This is a genomic window from Blautia sp. HA3515 (assembly GCF_059933065.1).
In genome coordinates, this window is sequence record NZ_JAYFUY010000164.1 from 22,326 (window position 1) to 38,130 (window position 15,805).

The following is a 15,805-nucleotide window of genomic DNA, read 5'->3' on the forward strand; positions in this document are numbered from 1 at the left end:
TAGAATACAAAGCACGGAACAATCCGTGTAATCATGATTTTGGTGTTTTGACACTAAAATCATACAAATAGTAAAGAAAATACTGCAGGCAGGAAAAACATGGATAAAAAGATATTGGAAGAAACCTATGGAAAATTTCAAAAAGAATTATATCTGTACCTGTTTTCCTTATGCCAGAACAGACAGCTGACAGAAGATCTCCTTCAGGAAACTTTTCTGAAAGCCTTCCTGTCCCTTTCGGACAGTCATGGAAACATACAGGCATGGCTGTACGCAGTGGCAAGAAATCTGTTTTACAATCATCAGAAAAAGGCAAAAAAGGAGGTATTGTCTGAAGATATTTCAGATGCCCAGCTTACAGAAGATATTTTAGATCAGATCCTTCAGGAGGAAAAACTGAAAACTCTCTATGATGGGATCCGAAAGCTGGATAACCGCAAGCAGGAAGTATTACAGCTACAATATTTTGGCTGCCTTTCCCAAAAAGAAATTGCGGCAGTGCTGCACCTGACTCCGGAGCATGTGCGTATCCTGGCATACAGAGCCAGAAAGGAACTTAAAGCATTAATGGATAAAGAATACCAGGAGGAAAGAAAATGACGTATAAGGAGCTTTTAAGGCTATATAAAGAGGGCAAATTAAATGAGCAGCAAAGGCAGCAAATAGAACAGGATATCCAGCGTCAGGATGCCATCAGTGAATATCTTTATGAAGAAGGGGATATTCCTGGTCTGGAAGACACTGTTTTTCAGACAGAAGAATCTGAAAAGGAACAATCTGAAAAGGAACAGTCTCCTGGCAAAAATATGGATTCATCAGAAATCTATTTTCAGGAAAAACTTACATCCCAGATTCAAAAGACTATCCGGAAAGCATTCATTAAACTGGGGGTGATCACCGGGGGGCTGGTTCTGGTAATCATCCTATGTGCTGTTTTTATTCTTCCCCAGGTGGTATCCCTGCTTTATTACAATCCTAACAGATCTGCTGGCACAAGCAGTGAAACTGGCATATCTACCACGCAGATGAGTCTGGATCTATCCGTTTATTCAGAACTTTTTCTGCCAGGAGAACACAGAGATTATGTAAGCGCAACGCCACTTGGTTATGGATCCTATGATATCCAGATTCCTCAGACATTTTCCAGAAATGGTAGATTTACTTCTGCAGGAGGAAAGCTGGTCCGGGGAAAGCTGACACTGTATGACAGTAATGTGCTTGCACAGCCGTTACTTCAGTTTTATATTCCGGGGGATACAAGTAACCGGGTTATTTATACAAAAGATGAACAGGGTAATGTAACAGAAAAGGATAGTATGAAAGACGATATTGCCGCTTCAAAAGAGCAGATTGCAGAGTACAGTGATACAGACTGGTATCTGGGATATGTTTCTTTGTCAAAGATCATGGATTATGACACATTTATCAGCTGGATTAATACTTTAGACCAGCAGGAAGTGCTGAATATAGGAGATCTGTGGTGTGCCATTTACGCCCAGGATCAGGAGGGACATTCTATTTCTTATCCGCCGGTTGGATTTTCCCAGGAGCCCTCCGGTTCCTCAATGAACTGGGACAGAGAAAAGTATCCTTATCTTTCCCTGTTAGATGATGAGAAGGAAGAATATACAGATATAACAGACGAAGCTACAATGAAAACCCATTTCCAGAGTATGCTGTCCTATATGGGTGAGCATGATGATATTCTGAAAATGCTTGGGCATTCAGACTGGACAGATGATTTTTCACAGATGAATGACTGGATAGAAGAAAATGGGCTGAAAACTTATGGTTTTGCAATATATACCCAGAAGGATACACTTCAAAAGCTGTATAATGACAGCCATGTAAGCTATATCCAGTCTGCACCTCTTTCATAAGTATGAATCACTGCGCATCCTCGCGGAGCGTTTATCTCAGGTGATATTACCTGTGAAAAGGATTACGAAACATGTAAAAATTATACAATTTTTATTAAAAAGGGCTTGCTATTTTTGATAATATACACTATAATTGAAACATCTTAAACAAGATTTTTAGCAAAAATTATTATATGTGTCTAAGGAGGAAAACAGCATGGTTGAACTGATTGTAGGAAAGAAAGGCAAGGGCAAAACAAAAGTACTTTTAGACAGAGTGAATGGCGCCGTTAAAGACGCTAATGGCAGCATCGTCTACTTAGACAAAAGCACTAAGCATATGTATGAACTGAACAATAAGGTTCGTCTTATTAATGTGACAACATATCCCATCAAAAATGCAGATGAATTTGTAGGATTTATCTGTGGGATTATTTCTCAGGATCATGACCTTGAGCAGATCTATCTTGACAGCTTCCTCAGAATTGCAAATCTTGAAGGTGCAGATGTTACAAGCACACTTCAGCAGCTGGATGATATCGGTAATACCTTTAAAGTATCTATTATCATCAGCATATCCCTTGACAAAGAAGAAATCCCTGAAACATTCCAGGACAAGATTGCAGTTGCTTTATAAGGATTTGCAAAGCTACATATAATTTAATTAATTAAGTATAAAATACAAAATGCTAAATTAAACCGCTGCAGAGGTTGAAAATTCTGTAGCGGTTTTTTATATGCCGTATAGCTTCATGCATCATATGTAGATATATAGTATGTAGATAATATAGCAGTTTCAGTTTATGCATCAGCATCTTTGTCTTTTTTCAACTGCACAATATTGGCAGCACGCCGTTTATTCTCATTGTTCATCTGAGCATAGTGTTTCTTGGTGGTATTTACGTCCTTATGGCCAAGTACCTCTGCCACCAGGTAAATATCACCTGTTTCCCTGTAAAGTGCCGTACCGTAGGTGCTGCGCAGCTTGTGAGGGGTGATCTTTTTATTGGTATTGATCATAGTGCAGTATTTCTTCACCATAACCTCAATACTGCGTACAGCCATCCGGTTGCCACGAAGAGAAAGGAAGAGTGCCTGTTCATCCGGGTTATCCTCTTTCAGAAGAAGAGACCTGGGAGACTGCGCCTGACTGACAGCCTTTTTTTGATCATTTTGATCAGATTCTGCTGTGTCTGTATTTGAATCAGCATCTGTATCAGAATCAGCATCAGCTGATCCATCCGGATAGCCAAGATAATAGGAGAGTGCGTCCCGGATATCATCTCCAAAGTAAATATAAGCCTCGTTTCCACCTTTCCGGATCACACGGAACGTCTGATTATTGAAGTCCACATCTGTCACATCAAGACCTGCAAGCTCGGAAACACGCATGCCAGTGCCTAAAAATGCAGTAAGGATAGCACGGTCACGGTTTACGGTCAGATTGTGGAATTTTTTCTGCCGGTCTGTCAGGTTCTTTGGCGTTTCCACAGCATCCATCAAATCGAAAATCTGTTCCTGATCAAGTGTAATGATTGCCTTTTCGTGCAGCTTGGGGCGTCTGACAGCATTTAAAGGATTGTTCTTTACAATCTGCCGTTTATTAAAAAAGCTGTACATATTGCTTAGTGCAGACAGCTTCCTGGCTTTTGCAGATTCACCATTTTTGTATACAATTCCATCAAATTCATAATAATTCAGAAATTCCATATACTCATCAATATCAGAGGAATTCAGTTCTTCAAGAACCTGCAGAGGAATGTCCTTGATCTGGCAGGACTGGTATAAGGGATTACAGGAAACAATAAACTGTAAAAACGTATAAATATCCCTGCAATAGCCGGTTTGAGTCCTTGGTGATGTAGATGTGGCAATCCCGCGTAAATAATCACTGCAAAACGGAGGCATCTTTTTCAGAAGCCCCCGTAAAGTGAGTATATTATTTATTTTTACGGATTCTGTATATTCATTCATAAAAAACACCTCAGTTACACATATATACACATGCTGAAAAACTGGATACCCGGAAGTAGTGCCTGCTTTTCATACATATTATTGCGTAAAATCTGCATTTCACGCAATAATAGATAGCACTTCCCCAATCCATATTTACACCATATTTACATGATTTTTTCATCTAATATAATGGTAAACGGTCCGTCGTTTTCCAGGCTTACTTTCATATCCGCACCAAATATGCCATTTTCTACAATAGGAACAATTTTCCTTGCTTCAAGGATCATATGCTCATAAAGTTCTTTTGCCTGATCCGGATCACCGGATTCTATAAAGCTGGGGCGATTGCCTTTTTTGCAGTTCGCATACAAGGTAAACTGAGAAACGATCAGAAGGCTTCCCTTCACATCTGCCAATGACAGATTTGTTTTTCCTTCACTGTCCTGGAAAATGCGCAGACCAAGCAGTTTTTTCAGATATTTATCTGCAATCTCCTTTGTATCCTCCCTGCCTACGCCTACAAACACAAGCAGGCCTTTTCCAATGCTTCCCACCAGCTTTTCGTCTACTTTTACCTCTGCGTGGTTTACACGCTGTATTAACAGTCTCATACTGCCCCTCCCCTTTGATGTTCTATATCTGCTGTCCGGTGTCCGCCACAGTGTGTTTTTATTTTCTCTTCTTTTTCATACCCTGATACCATTTGTTAATACGCTGTTTTACGGATACACATGTACAGTATATTTTAGCATAGACTACTTTGATCACTGCACATAATAGCTTCCATATCTTTACAAGATCTTCCCATACAATATCCCAGAAACGGGAAGATGGTCCTCTCCTCTCGGCTTGAGTTTTCTTGGGCTTTGCAGGCTTTTCAGGAAACTGGACAGGCTCTTTTGTCTCAGGATTCAGCCGGTCAATATTCATATAGGTATTTTCATCCTGTGGGAAATCCTTTCTTGCCAGCAAATGAAACAGGAATTTCTCCCAGGCTGCGTAAAGCACAGCAAATACAGGTACTCCTATGATCATTCCAGGAATGCCAAACAGACCGCCGCCAATAAGAATGGCTACGATCACCATGAAACTGGACAGACCTGTGGAATCTCCAAGGATCTTTGGCCCAAGAATATTGCCGTCAAACTGCTGTAATACCAGAATAAATATGGCAAAGTACAAAGCCTTGATAGGATCCACCAGAAGGATCAGTAAAATACAGGGGATGGCTCCCAGGTAAGGACCAAAAAACGGGATAACATTGGTAACACCAACCACTACACTTACCAAAGTTGCATAAGGCATATCCAGAAGCGTAGTCCCAATATAGCATAACACCCCTATAATGGCAGAATCCAGGATCTTTCCTGTGATAAAACCGATAAAGGTCTTACTGGTAAAACGCATGGAGCGGATAATCAAATCTGCCTGTTTTAAAGGAAACAAACCATAAGTGATCATCTTTCCTTTTGCTACAAACTTTTCTTTGTCTGCCATCAGATACAGAGAGACAATGGCACCGATTATAAAATTCTTTAAAAAATTAAGAATATCAAAAAATCCTGCGGATACATTTTTAAGCATTCCCTGCATCTGTGGAAGTATAGTGGTGGTAAGATAATTCTGGGCCTTCTGGGAAGACTGATTCAGAATATCAAAGGTATTCCCGTCCAGATCCCAGCCTTTTTCAACAATGGAATCAAGGAACTTTCTTACTGCATTCACATAATCAGGAAAGCTGTATATAAAATTCATGATGCTCCGGATCAATTCCGGAAGAATCATCATAACAAGGGCGTAAATAACGAAAAACAAAAAGCAGACACAAAGGATCACACAAATCCAGCGAACCACCTTCTGTCCTTTTTTCTGCAGAGTAATCTCCTTTTTATGAAAAACAGGATAAATCACTTTCTGTTCCAGAAAATTTACGATAGGACTCATTAAAAAGGCAATGGCAATACCATAAATAATAGGTGCCATGATCCCCATAAAATACCGAATCCCTAAGATCAAAGTCCCCATATGGAAAATTCCGTAATAAAAAAGCATACTTGCTGCAACTACTGCAAATGCTGTCACTCCTAAACGTAAATATCTGCTGTCCCAACGAAATTTCATATACTCCTTTATGCCTCCACTAACTCTTTTAAAAAGGCTGCCGCATCAGCGACAGCCCTCTCCTGCATGTCTATAATCTTACTGCTTACACTGGTCAAAGACCTGAACGGTCTGAATAATAGCCTGAGCTGCTCCTTCGATCCCCAGCTTGCCGCTGTCTAAGCAAAGGGTGTAGCCTGCTGCAGAGCCCCATTTCTTGTTTGTATAATAATTATAATAGCTGGCACGGCTCTTATCTGTTTTGTTGATCATATCCTTTGCTTCTTTTAAGGTCTTATTGTACTTGCCTGATATACGGCTGATACGCCAGTCAAGGTCTGCATGTATAAATACACTGAAACAGTTCTTATTATCTGCAAGTGCATAATCTGCACATCTACCCACCATAACACAGGGTCCCTCTCCAGCCAGCTTCTTGATGGCTTCAAACTGTGCAAGGAAAACCTTGTGGTTCATAGGCATATCAGTAAATCCAGCAGAAGAATAACCAAATGAATAGGTATCCATTACCAGAGAATAGAGAAAACTGTTGGTTGGTTTCTCATCGTGATTCTCAAATAATTCTTTACAAATGCCGCTGTCATTGGCTGCATGCTCAAGAAGTTCCTTGTCGTAACATTTGATACCAAAATATTTTGCAACTTCCTGTCCGATCTGTCTACCTGCACTTCCATATTCACGGCCGATGGTTATAATTGAACTTGTGCTGTTGTTCATATTAAGCCACTCCCTTCTGCATAAATTGATATCTCAATTATACATCAATTTTGCCAAATGTGCCAACTATTTTCTTAATTTTTCCAGAAGTTTTATAAAATATTCAGGCAGTGGTGCTTCAAACTCCATATATTCACCAGTACGCGGATGTACAAATCCAAGGATCATGGCATGAAGCGCCTGCCCCTGAAGGTGATATGGATTTCTGGCAGATCCGTAAACCTGATCTCCAAGAAGAGGATGTCCCTTACTTGCCATGTGCACCCTGATCTGATGTGTACGACCTGTTTCCAGCCGGCACTCACACATAAGTGGCATTTCCGAAACGCTCCAGAACCTGGTAATGGGTCACTGCATCTTTGCCGTTTTTGTAATTAATGGCCATTTTCTTACGGTCAATGGGATGACGCCCGATAGGTCCTTCGATCCTGCCTGTATCTTCTTTAAGGTTCCCACTGACGATCGCTCTGTACCGTCTTTTGATAGTATGCTCTTTTAACTGCTCTGCAAGGTCCTTATGGGCGAAATCACTCTTACATACCAGGATAGCCCCTGTGGTGTCCATATCGATTCTGTGGACGATACCCGGCCGCATAATCCCATTGATCCCGGACAGATGTCCCTGACAATGGTATAAAATAGCATTTACAAGAGTACCGGATAAATGACCGGCACTTGGATGCACAACCATTCCCTTAGGTTTATTTACCACCATCAGATCTTCATCCTCATAAAGGATGTCCAGTGGAATATCCTCCGGAAGAATATCCGGCTCTGTCAGCTCCGGAACAGTAAGAAGGATCTGATCCTCCTGCTGTACCTTATAATTTGCCTTTACCGGAATCCCATTTACGGAAATTTCCTGGTTCTTTAACAGCTTCTGTATATAAGATCTGGAAAGATCTGCATTTTTTTCTGCAAGATAACGGTCGATCCGAAGCCCACATTCCTCTTCGGATACGCAATAAGTAACACTGTTCATGCATGGCTCCTTTTCCAAATATTCCTAAGCTATCTTAATATGTTCCTGATCATCTGTTTTGGGAATGCTTTGTTTTTGACTTTGATTTCAGAAAATCAAAATCATTGTCATCCTTATATTTAAAAAGTACAAACAATACAGTAAGTATCCCTCCGCAGACCACATAAATATCCGCCACATTAAAAGTAGGAAAATCAATCAGAGAAAAATAAATATAATCCACTACATAACCTCTGAAAAAACGATCCACAAAATTGCCAAGCGCACCGGCAAATACCACCATATCAAGCACCATCAATGGAATATAATAGGCAGTTTTAGGCATACGGATATAAATATACAGGGCAAGTATAAGAAATAAAAAACACATGATCAGAAGAAACGGGATCTTCCCCTGAAGCATGCCAAAAGCCATGCCGCGGTTTTCAATGTAAGATAACTCCAAAACACCGGGAATCAAAATCTTCCCACTGGTATTTTTAAGGAAAACAATGGCCAGATATTTGGTAAACTGGTCGATCATCGTGAGCAAAAGAACAGGGAAAATCCAGAAAAGCAAAGCTTTTTTCTCTGAAAATAAAGGGGTCTGCTCTGTCATACACAGATCTCCCGGATCCCGGCAAGCATTTCCTCATCTGTAAGATCTGTGGAAATAAAGCTTTTACCCAATCCATCCATAAAAATAAATTTAATATGTCCACGTTCCATTTTCTTGTCTTTTTTGGTGGCCGATAATACTTTCTCAGGATCAAGTCCTGAAACAGTAAGCGGCAATCCATAGGATGCACAGCAGCTGCGAACCTGTTCATATTCACTGACAGTAAGAAGTCCTCTCTGCATGGAAATATATCCGGCTGCGATCAATCCCAGTCCTACACACTGTCCGTGAAGAAGCTGAAAATCCTTCAGCTTTTCAACTGCATGGCCAATGGTATGCCCAAGATTAAGTAAAGCACGCTCGCCCTTTTCCCTGGGGTCACGCTCTACCACGCCTGCCTTGATAGTACAGCATCTGCGAACCATGGAAGCAAGCACTGACAGATCCATCTGAGATACCTTTGCCTGGCAGTTCTGTACATACTGGAAAAAGTCCTTATCACAGATCAGCCCAGTCTTGATCACTTCTCCCATCCCACAGCTAAATTCTCTGGGGGGAAGAGTTTTCAAAGTAGAAAGATTCATATAGACCAGTCTTGGCTGGTGAAAAGCACCTACCATATTCTTATACTGTTCAAAATCCACGCCTGTCTTACCGCCTACACTGCTGTCTACCTGTGCAAGAAGCGTAGTAGGAATCTGGATAAAATCAATTCCCCGAAGATATGTGGCTGCACCAAAGCCGGTCAGATCCCCGGTAACACCGCCGCCAAGAGCAGCCAGGATCCCTGTTCTGTCCATTTCATGCTGAATCAGAAAACGGTACAAGTCTTTTACAGTATCCAGGTTTTTATTGGGTTCCCCTGCTGGAAATACAAACGTTAAGACTTCAGAAGCTGCCATGGACAGTTCCCTTTGGACTGCTTCTCCATACAATGCAGCAGTATTGGAATCAGCTACAACACAGATCCTTCTTCCTTCCATCTGCTCATCCATTAATACCTGGGAAAGATGGGAAAAGTCTTCCTCAAAATAAATGGGATAATGAAAATCACCATCTCTTTTTACAAGTAATTTTTCTTCTGCCATAATACCTCCATCATATATACTTGCGAATCGTAATACTATTCCGGCCTTTCTTGGTCTGTCTGGCGATCCCGTCGTAAATAAAACGTCCCTTGCCTCTTACAGAGATAATATCTCCCTCTTTCGGCTCATGGCCGTTGGACGTGATCAACTTGCCATTTACAAAAACAAGACCTCCCTCTATATAGGAAACCATGCTGCTGCGGGATGCTCCAAAAGCAAGTGCGATCAGGGTATCCAGACGTACTGAGGAACAGGTTCCCTGGATCTCCTGGAAATGTGCTTTTGGCATCAATCCCGGATCCTCTACCTTCTCTGCCAGAACAGTAGTATGCCGTACTCTGCACAGATTCTCAAGGAAAAAGCCTGTCATTTTAGAAAGACAGAAAAACCAGGCAGTATTGCCATCTACAAGAATATCTCCAACAACACTTCTGTCTACTCCAAGATTCAGGATCGCCCCAAGGTAATCCCGATGGGTTAAATCCTCTGAAAACTTTAAAGCCTTAGGAGTGATGCGGATACAATCTACCGGATATTCCCACTGAAACATAAGAGCATCAGGGTGAAAAGCAACCATCTGACGCTCAGCATTCTCATAGCCACCGTAAAATTCCACTACAACGCCCAGCTCCTGGAGTTTCTGGCTATGTACCATATTCTGTTCGTTTAAATTAAGAAAATCCGAAAAAGTGACGATATCACGCTGATAGGACAGCTTTGCCAGCTCACGGATTCTCTTAAGTAAAAATTCATCTTTTTCCATTTGAATGAATACCTGTTCTTATTAATAACCTGCTCTTACGGAAGGAACAGAACCCCCTAAAATATTCTGGAGATCACCTGTAATATCTACATTATACGGTCCAAGTACAAAAATATAACTTGAAATCTTCTGAAGGCTGCCATTTAAAGAATAGCAGGCACCGGAAGCAAAATCAATGATCCTCTGTGCAAGCTCAACATCAATCCCCTCCAGATTCAGGATCACGGTAGAATTGTCCAGAAGTGTGTCTGCAATCTCCCTGGTATCCTCCATTGAGGAAGGCTTGATCACACAAACTTCAACATTCTGGGACTGCCCGGATCTGCGGCTGCTTCTCATAGGGGTAATCTTGGAGGATGGTGCGGCGGAACGAACCGGTTTGTCTGCCTTCTCTGTCTGCTTTGCAGGAGCAGCTTTAGTGGCTGCGGCTGCCTTTACAGGACTTTTGGCAGGTGCATCATCAAAATCCTCGAATTCGTCAAATTCATCATCTGATGATTTCTTCTTTGCAAATTTCTCAAAGAATTTCTTCTTGGGACGTGCTTCCTCTTCATCATCAAGGAAATCATCATCATCTGCCCCATCCAGATCTTCATCCAGAAATTCATCATCATCGTAATCATCATTTAACTTGATCGCATCTAAAAATTTATCTAAAACGCCCATTTTAATCTCCAATCTTACTTATCTGCTGAATAATTCCTTTCACCAAAAATGCCTGTTCCCACACGCACCATGGTGGCGCCCTCCTGTACAGCAACCATATAATCACCGGTCATACCCATACTCAGGACACTCATAGTAGTATTATTAATGTTTTTGGCTTCAATGTCAACACTTAATTTTTTTAATTTGCGAAATATTTCCCTGTTATCCTCTGGATTTGAAACAAATGGCGCAATGGTCATAAGCCCTTTTACCTGAACATGGGGCAATTCTGAAATCTGCTGTACAAGAGGCAGTACCTCATCCATTTTCAGGCCAAATTTGCTTTCCTCTTCTGCAACATTTACTTCCAGGAGCACGGAAACAGTAACATTTTTCTTAGCAGCTTCTGTCTCAATAGTTTGTGCAAGGCGATAGGAATCTACGGAATGGATCATGTCCACCTTATCTACAATATATTTTACTTTATTACGCTGAAGATGGCCGATCATCTGCCAGCGGATATCTCCTGGCAAATGATCATATTTGTCCATGATCTCCTGAACTTTATTTTCACCAAACACTCTGGCTCCTGCATCATAAACCTGCTGAAGCATTTCTACAGGCTTGGTTTTGCTTACTGCCACCAGTGTTACTTCATTAGGATCTCTTCCTACAGCCTGGCAGGCATCCTGAATATTTTTAAGGACCTGTCTGTAATTATCTGCTAACATCTATAAGCCTCCTCCTGCTTTAATAAAGTATATCTTCTTCCTTAACTTTTGAAGCATCCTTCACAATATGATCATATCGTACCAGACCGTAATCCGTATCCTTGGCTACAATGGCATATTCTTCATTCTGATCTGCGATCTCTACCCTGCGGAACACGGCATATCCCTGGTTAATGCAGTATACGCCTTCCAGCATTTCCGTGCTGCCAATAATATACTTCTCCTTGGAATCCGGTTTCAGTATGGCATCCCCCTCTTTGAAGGAGCTTTTGTCAATATAATATGTATAAGTGACTTCCTGTGAATCATCTGTCACAGGATCTGCCAGTCTTGCATAGATACGTGGAGTTACAAAGGTGGTTACATCTTTGCCCTCTTTATTTTTATCTGCAAGCATAAACCCAATGTCAGAGCTATCTTCATTCCTGGTGGCATAAACAGCAGGAACTGTATAAAATTCCTTAGAAACAATGGATGTAAGAGGAATCTTCAACCCACTGGTAGTATTGGTCACAAGCTCTATATCCAGAAAACGGTCTGATGCATAACGGATCAATCCCTTACTGAAATCAATCTTCCCGTAATTGCTCCCATCAATGGTGATAATGGAAAAATCACCTGTCTGAGTCATATCATCCTTCAAAAATTTCACACGGATAGCCGTCCGGTCCGCAAGCTTTACTGCCTGTTTCTCGCTAAGAGGGATCAGCAGGCTCCATCTTTCATCTGTGATAATGGTATATACCGGATCGCCGGTTTTCACCTGGCTCTGAGTCTTCAGGTCCGTTTCCTGGTAGGAATTCTGGTTAAAATCTTCGGCAGTCAGTTCATCAACTGTTTTGCCTTCATAACCATCTTTGGCATAAAGAATGATCCCATCTGCCGGTGCCTTGCTGATATTCTGATTTCCAAGAGTAACGACCTGAGCAGAGGAATCGCTGACCACATTGCCATATTCATCTGTTACTGCAGCAACGGATGTCTCCTGTGTGACTCCTGCATACTGAAGGATCTCGCCCTCCAGCTGATATTTGAAACTATATGTGGAATTAAATTTACTTGGGGAAAAGCTTTTAGAAAAGCTTAACATATCACTGCGGATATTAGACAGCTCTTCTGCACTGAGGGACACCGAAGACTCCGGAACCTTGGTAGAGCTTAATCCATATACAGCGCCGCCGGCATTGATCTTACCGCCCTCCCTGGCGTAATAATTCACATATCCTCCGGAATCTGCCTTACATACACTTTCTTCCCGCAGTGAAAGCCCTGTATAGGTCTCATTTCTTGAAAGCGGTCCGGAAGACACCTGATAGGATTCGATATGGGACGATGTAAGATACATAAATGCACTGATGATCATATATAGAAAAAGCACGCCAAAAATAGCGGTTCCTATATTCAGACTGAATATTTTTCTCAGTTTTACAAGATGCTCTGTGATTTTGTGGGAAAAATTCTGATTCTGATTAGGCAAAAAAATGCCTCCTTTTTCTCTTCTCTGATTTCATTCCGAAATATTGTATCATTTTTCCCGGACAAAAACAAGGCGTTGAAGAAAGTTCACAGGAAGTCCATATTTTTATCTCAGTCGAGAAGACTCCCACCTCTTTCAGGTGGTGAGTAACTGCTTGACTTGAATTGAGGTACAGTAATCGGCTATGGTTGTCTATAAATATATTATGTCAAATACTATGATATAAATAATACCAGGACCGCTTTCCTGATGATGCATGGAAAGCAGCCCCGGTGCTTTGGAGTCAGGATACACAAACTGACTGCAGGATCTTTTGATTACTGGAAAACACGGAATACACCAAAAACCTTGCCAAGAATCTGGATATCACCATGAATGATAATAGGATCCATGGAGTCATTCTCAGGCTGAAGACGATAATATCCGTTCTCTTTGTAGAAGGTCTTCACAGTGGCAGAATCGTCCACAAGAGCTACTACAATATCTCCGTTAGATGCAGTAGGCTGCTGCTTTACAAGCACCTGATCACCATCAAGGATACCTGCATTGACCATACTTTCTCCCTTAACTTTCAGCATAAAGCTCTGGGCATTTGGCATAATCTCTGCCGGAATAGGAAAATATCCCTCAATATTCTCTACTGCAAGGATCGGCTGTCCTGCAGCAACTGTACCGATCAGTGGAACATTCACAACTTCTCTGCGTACCAGATTAAAATTATCGTCTATGATCTCAATCGCTCTGGGCTTGGTGGCATCTCTGCGGATATATCCATTCTTCTCCAGTGCTTCCAGATGAGCATGTACGGAAGAAGTGGACTTCAGATTAACCGCCTCACAGATCTCACGAACTGCCGGGGGAAAACCACGGTTCAGGATCTCATTCTTTATATAGTCAAGTATTTCCTGCTGTGTTTCTTACTGATTTTGCCATATGCCATAAGGATACCTCCATCAATTACGTGCTGTGTAACTGTTCAGTATCTTCCCAGTTACTGTATTTTTCTTTATCATACCACAAATCTTCATAAAAAGCAAACAGATATTCGGAAAATACGTTCGTAATAATTGGGGGCTTTTACTTCAAAAATTCTTCCATATCCAGAGTTTTGCCATCACGCCAGATTCTTTCCAGATCATAAAAAAGACGATTCTCCTCATCAAATACATGGACGATCACATCGCCATAATCCATAAGGATCCAGCTGGAATTGCGCACTCCTTCTACCTGCTTAGGTTCAAAGCCGGCACGGCCAAGCTGCTCTTCTACATTATCTACCATTGCCTGCACCTGGTTCTGGTTGGAACCGCTGGCAATTACAAAATAATCTGCGATCACGGAAACATCATGAATATCGATCACCTTGATGTCACGTCCCTTTTTTTCATCTAATGCACGGCATACAAGCTGTGCCATCTGCTTTTCTGTAGTCATTTAGTCTGCACCTTTCCTTTCTGTAAGTCATTATAATAAATAAAGGCTTTTCTGGACATTTCATCAATAGCATCCGGGTCTGTGTCCAGATAGGCGAGGGTATCTTTCAAAATTTCATACATACATGCATCCAGGTCCTGGAAAGCCATCTTACGGATCTTGGGAAGATTGGGTGCCTTATCACGCATAGGTTCTATATAGTCCGCAATGTAGACGATCTTTTCCAGAAGAGTCATTTCCGGTTTTCCAGTGGTATGCCAGGTAATGGCTGACAATATTTCAGGATCTGTAATATGATACTTTTCTCTGGCAATGTATGCACCAAGTTTGGCATGCAGCAAAAAAGGATGTACCTTTTCAAAATCTGTTACGGGAATTTTATTTTTACTGCAAAGTTTTAATTTCTTTTTGTTAGGAATGCATTTGGCACAGTCATGGAGCAATCCTGCAGCCTGTGCTTTTTGCAGATCACAGCCATGAACCATAGCAAGGCTTGCGCTGGTATACATCACACCCATCGTATGCAAAAACCTTGGCTGATCAAGATACTTTGCCAGTTTTTTTTCTATTTTGCCAAAATCATATGGCTCCATGTTTTTTACTTCTTTCTTCAATCTCATCACCTCTGTGATAAATATGGTTCTCTTCTATATACGAGATCACCGAATCCGGTACATAATACCGCAGACTCTTATGTTCCCTGCACCACTGGCGCAGGAGCTGGCTGGAAACATCAATGTTCATCGTATCCAGCAGAAGAAAACAGCCCTGGTATTTACTGGTAAGCCGTTCCACCTCCATGCACAGCTTCGTGACCGGCATATGGTTTCTTACAGCAACCACCAGCGTACAGGCCTGACAGATCCGCCCCGGCTCCATCCAGGTTTCAAAAGAAAAAAGTGAATCTGCCCCAATGATAAAGTAATAATCCGTATCCGGATGTTCTTTTTTCAGATTTTCCAGAGTCCGATAAGTATAAGTATACCCTTCTTCATTCATTTCAGTAAGAGATAAAGCAAAGTGAGGATTTCCGTTAATGGCACGGCGGACCATTTCCACCCGTTGTTCATCACTGGCTCTTCCTGCACGGTTTTGCTTATGGGGAGGATTACCTGCCGGCATAAAAAGTACCTGATCCAGGGAAAACTGTTCATATGCTTTTTCACCAAGGATCAGATGCCCCATATGGATAGGATCAAAGGTACCGCCCATAATACCGATCCGCTTTCTTTTGCACTCCATCTGTCAGACCTCCAGAAAAAACTTAAAAATTTATTTGCCAGGAAGGACGATCTTCTTCTTATCGTCTTTGCCTTCTCTGTATAAAACGATTTTCTTACCGATCACCTGTACCACCTGGGAATGGGTACGTTCAGAAAGAACCTGTGCCATTTCTTTTGGATCTTCCATGCAGTTCTGCAGGACGCTGAT

17 protein-coding genes and 2 pseudogenes are annotated in these 15,805 nt (G+C 41.6%); 3 read left to right on the top strand and 16 right to left on the bottom strand.

The features are described 5' to 3' along the window. The first annotated feature begins 99 nt into the window (after positions 1–99). The 3 genes from R1Y93_RS13050 to R1Y93_RS13060 all read left to right on the top strand — a co-directional run bounded on the left by R1Y93_RS13050 (position 100) and on the right by R1Y93_RS13060 (position 2,496). On the top strand, positions 100–600 hold the full coding sequence (locus R1Y93_RS13050) for an RNA polymerase sigma factor (RefSeq protein ID WP_500823158.1): 501 nt from the start codon (positions 100–102) through the stop codon (positions 598–600). Then, on the top strand, positions 597–1,880 hold the full coding sequence (locus R1Y93_RS13055) for an anti sigma factor C-terminal domain-containing protein (RefSeq protein ID WP_500823159.1): 1,284 nt from the start codon (positions 597–599) through the stop codon (positions 1,878–1,880). The genes R1Y93_RS13050 and R1Y93_RS13055 overlap by 4 nt, the downstream gene beginning before the upstream one ends. A 196-nt stretch (positions 1,881–2,076) precedes the next feature. Next, complete coding sequence (locus R1Y93_RS13060; protein WP_500823160.1) at positions 2,077–2,496, top strand: twitching motility protein PilT; 420 nt, start codon at positions 2,077–2,079, stop codon at positions 2,494–2,496. 164 nt (positions 2,497–2,660) lie between these two features. Here the strand turns inward: R1Y93_RS13060 and R1Y93_RS13065 are convergent, their stop codons facing one another. The 16 genes and pseudogenes from R1Y93_RS13065 to R1Y93_RS13140 form a co-directional block, all read right to left on the bottom strand. After that, positions 2,661–3,833: a tyrosine-type recombinase/integrase gene (locus R1Y93_RS13065; protein WP_500823161.1), complete on the bottom strand. Its 1,173-nt coding sequence runs from the start codon at positions 3,831–3,833 to the stop codon at positions 2,661–2,663. A gap of 146 nt (positions 3,834–3,979) precedes the next feature. Next, a complete protein-coding gene (dtd, locus tag R1Y93_RS13070; protein WP_158420972.1) occupies positions 3,980–4,426 on the bottom strand; it encodes a D-aminoacyl-tRNA deacylase in 447 nt (148 codons plus the stop codon). Between the two features lie 58 nt (positions 4,427–4,484). Then, positions 4,485–5,936: an AI-2E family transporter gene (locus R1Y93_RS13075; RefSeq protein WP_500823162.1), complete on the bottom strand. Its 1,452-nt coding sequence runs from the start codon at positions 5,934–5,936 to the stop codon at positions 4,485–4,487. A 78-nt stretch (positions 5,937–6,014) separates the two neighbouring features. Next, on the bottom strand, positions 6,015–6,653 hold the full coding sequence (locus R1Y93_RS13080; protein WP_500823163.1) for a cytidylate kinase-like family protein: 639 nt from the start codon (positions 6,651–6,653) through the stop codon (positions 6,015–6,017). Positions 6,654–6,719: 66 nt separating this feature from the next. Beyond that, a pseudogene (locus R1Y93_RS13085) lies at positions 6,720–7,635 on the bottom strand (RluA family pseudouridine synthase). A gap of 49 nt (positions 7,636–7,684) precedes the next feature. Continuing rightward, the gene (lspA, locus tag R1Y93_RS13090; RefSeq protein ID WP_500823164.1) at positions 7,685–8,233 is read right to left on the bottom strand and encodes a signal peptidase II; all 549 of its coding nucleotides are present in this window, start codon (positions 8,231–8,233) and stop codon (positions 7,685–7,687) included. After that, positions 8,230–9,321, bottom strand: a complete 1,092-nt coding sequence (gene aroB / locus R1Y93_RS13095; RefSeq protein ID WP_500823165.1) for a 3-dehydroquinate synthase — start codon at positions 9,319–9,321, stop codon at positions 8,230–8,232. The genes lspA and aroB overlap by 4 nt, the downstream gene beginning before the upstream one ends. Positions 9,322–9,331: 10 nt before the next feature. Beyond that, positions 9,332–10,084 carry a YlmH family RNA-binding protein gene (locus tag R1Y93_RS13100; RefSeq protein WP_500823166.1) on the bottom strand — a complete coding sequence of 251 codons (753 nt, stop codon included), beginning with the start codon at positions 10,082–10,084 and terminating at the stop codon, positions 9,332–9,334. Between the two features lie 21 nt (positions 10,085–10,105). Next, positions 10,106–10,750, bottom strand: a complete 645-nt coding sequence (locus R1Y93_RS13105) for a cell division protein SepF (RefSeq protein ID WP_500823167.1) — start codon at positions 10,748–10,750, stop codon at positions 10,106–10,108. A 14-nt stretch (positions 10,751–10,764) separates the two neighbouring features. Next, positions 10,765–11,463, bottom strand: coding sequence for a YggS family pyridoxal phosphate-dependent enzyme (locus R1Y93_RS13110; protein ID WP_500823168.1), 699 nt, complete (start codon positions 11,461–11,463; stop codon positions 10,765–10,767). Between the two features lie 19 nt (positions 11,464–11,482). Beyond that, entirely contained in the window at positions 11,483–12,940 is a 1,458-nt protein-coding gene (locus R1Y93_RS13115) for a biotin/lipoyl attachment domain-containing protein (protein WP_500823169.1), read from the bottom strand. 317 nt (positions 12,941–13,257) lie between these two features. Beyond that, positions 13,258–13,880 (bottom strand): annotated as a pseudogene (gene lexA, locus R1Y93_RS13120) (transcriptional repressor LexA). Between the two features lie 137 nt (positions 13,881–14,017). Further along, entirely contained in the window at positions 14,018–14,374 is a 357-nt protein-coding gene (gene rsfS, locus R1Y93_RS13125) for a ribosome silencing factor (protein WP_158420962.1), read from the bottom strand. Next, positions 14,371–14,967, bottom strand: a complete 597-nt coding sequence (gene yqeK / locus R1Y93_RS13130; protein ID WP_500823171.1) for a bis(5'-nucleosyl)-tetraphosphatase (symmetrical) YqeK — start codon at positions 14,965–14,967, stop codon at positions 14,371–14,373. The genes rsfS and yqeK overlap by 4 nt, the downstream gene beginning before the upstream one ends. Then, positions 14,954–15,616, bottom strand: a complete 663-nt coding sequence (gene nadD / locus R1Y93_RS13135) for a nicotinate-nucleotide adenylyltransferase (protein ID WP_500823170.1) — start codon at positions 15,614–15,616, stop codon at positions 14,954–14,956. Before nadD ends, yqeK begins: the two co-directional genes overlap by 14 nt. Before the next feature lie 30 nt (positions 15,617–15,646). Then, a partial coding sequence (locus R1Y93_RS13140; protein WP_500823172.1) for a YhbY family RNA-binding protein occupies positions 15,647–15,805 on the bottom strand: 159 nt, incomplete at its 5' end.

What these genes read in the sequence shown, in the direction of transcription:
- lspA (WP_500823164.1), bottom strand. Translation starts at nt 8,233, where the DNA reads ATGACAGAGCAGACCCCTTTATTTTCAGAGAAAAAAGCTTTGCTTTTC.
- R1Y93_RS13060 (WP_500823160.1), top strand. Translation starts at nt 2,077, where the DNA reads ATGGTTGAACTGATTGTAGGAAAGAAAGGCAAGGGCAAAACAAAAGTA.
- R1Y93_RS13080 (WP_500823163.1), bottom strand. Translation starts at nt 6,653, where the DNA reads ATGAACAACAGCACAAGTTCAATTATAACCATCGGCCGTGAATATGGA.
- rsfS (WP_158420962.1), bottom strand. Translation starts at nt 14,374, where the DNA reads ATGACTACAGAAAAGCAGATGGCACAGCTTGTATGCCGTGCATTAGAT.
- aroB (WP_500823165.1), bottom strand. Translation starts at nt 9,321, where the DNA reads ATGGCAGAAGAAAAATTACTTGTAAAAAGAGATGGTGATTTTCATTAT.
- R1Y93_RS13100 (WP_500823166.1), bottom strand. Translation starts at nt 10,084, where the DNA reads ATGGAAAAAGATGAATTTTTACTTAAGAGAATCCGTGAGCTGGCAAAG.
- R1Y93_RS13050 (WP_500823158.1), top strand. Translation starts at nt 100, where the DNA reads ATGGATAAAAAGATATTGGAAGAAACCTATGGAAAATTTCAAAAAGAA.
- R1Y93_RS13075 (WP_500823162.1), bottom strand. Translation starts at nt 5,936, where the DNA reads ATGAAATTTCGTTGGGACAGCAGATATTTACGTTTAGGAGTGACAGCA.
- dtd (WP_158420972.1), bottom strand. Translation starts at nt 4,426, where the DNA reads ATGAGACTGTTAATACAGCGTGTAAACCACGCAGAGGTAAAAGTAGAC.
- R1Y93_RS13065 (WP_500823161.1), bottom strand. Translation starts at nt 3,833, where the DNA reads ATGAATGAATATACAGAATCCGTAAAAATAAATAATATACTCACTTTA.
- yqeK (WP_500823171.1), bottom strand. Translation starts at nt 14,967, where the DNA reads ATGGAGCCATATGATTTTGGCAAAATAGAAAAAAAACTGGCAAAGTAT.
- R1Y93_RS13055 (WP_500823159.1), top strand. Translation starts at nt 597, where the DNA reads ATGACGTATAAGGAGCTTTTAAGGCTATATAAAGAGGGCAAATTAAAT.
- R1Y93_RS13110 (WP_500823168.1), bottom strand. Translation starts at nt 11,463, where the DNA reads ATGTTAGCAGATAATTACAGACAGGTCCTTAAAAATATTCAGGATGCC.
- R1Y93_RS13105 (WP_500823167.1), bottom strand. Translation starts at nt 10,750, where the DNA reads ATGGGCGTTTTAGATAAATTTTTAGATGCGATCAAGTTAAATGATGAT.
- nadD (WP_500823170.1), bottom strand. Translation starts at nt 15,616, where the DNA reads ATGGAGTGCAAAAGAAAGCGGATCGGTATTATGGGCGGTACCTTTGAT.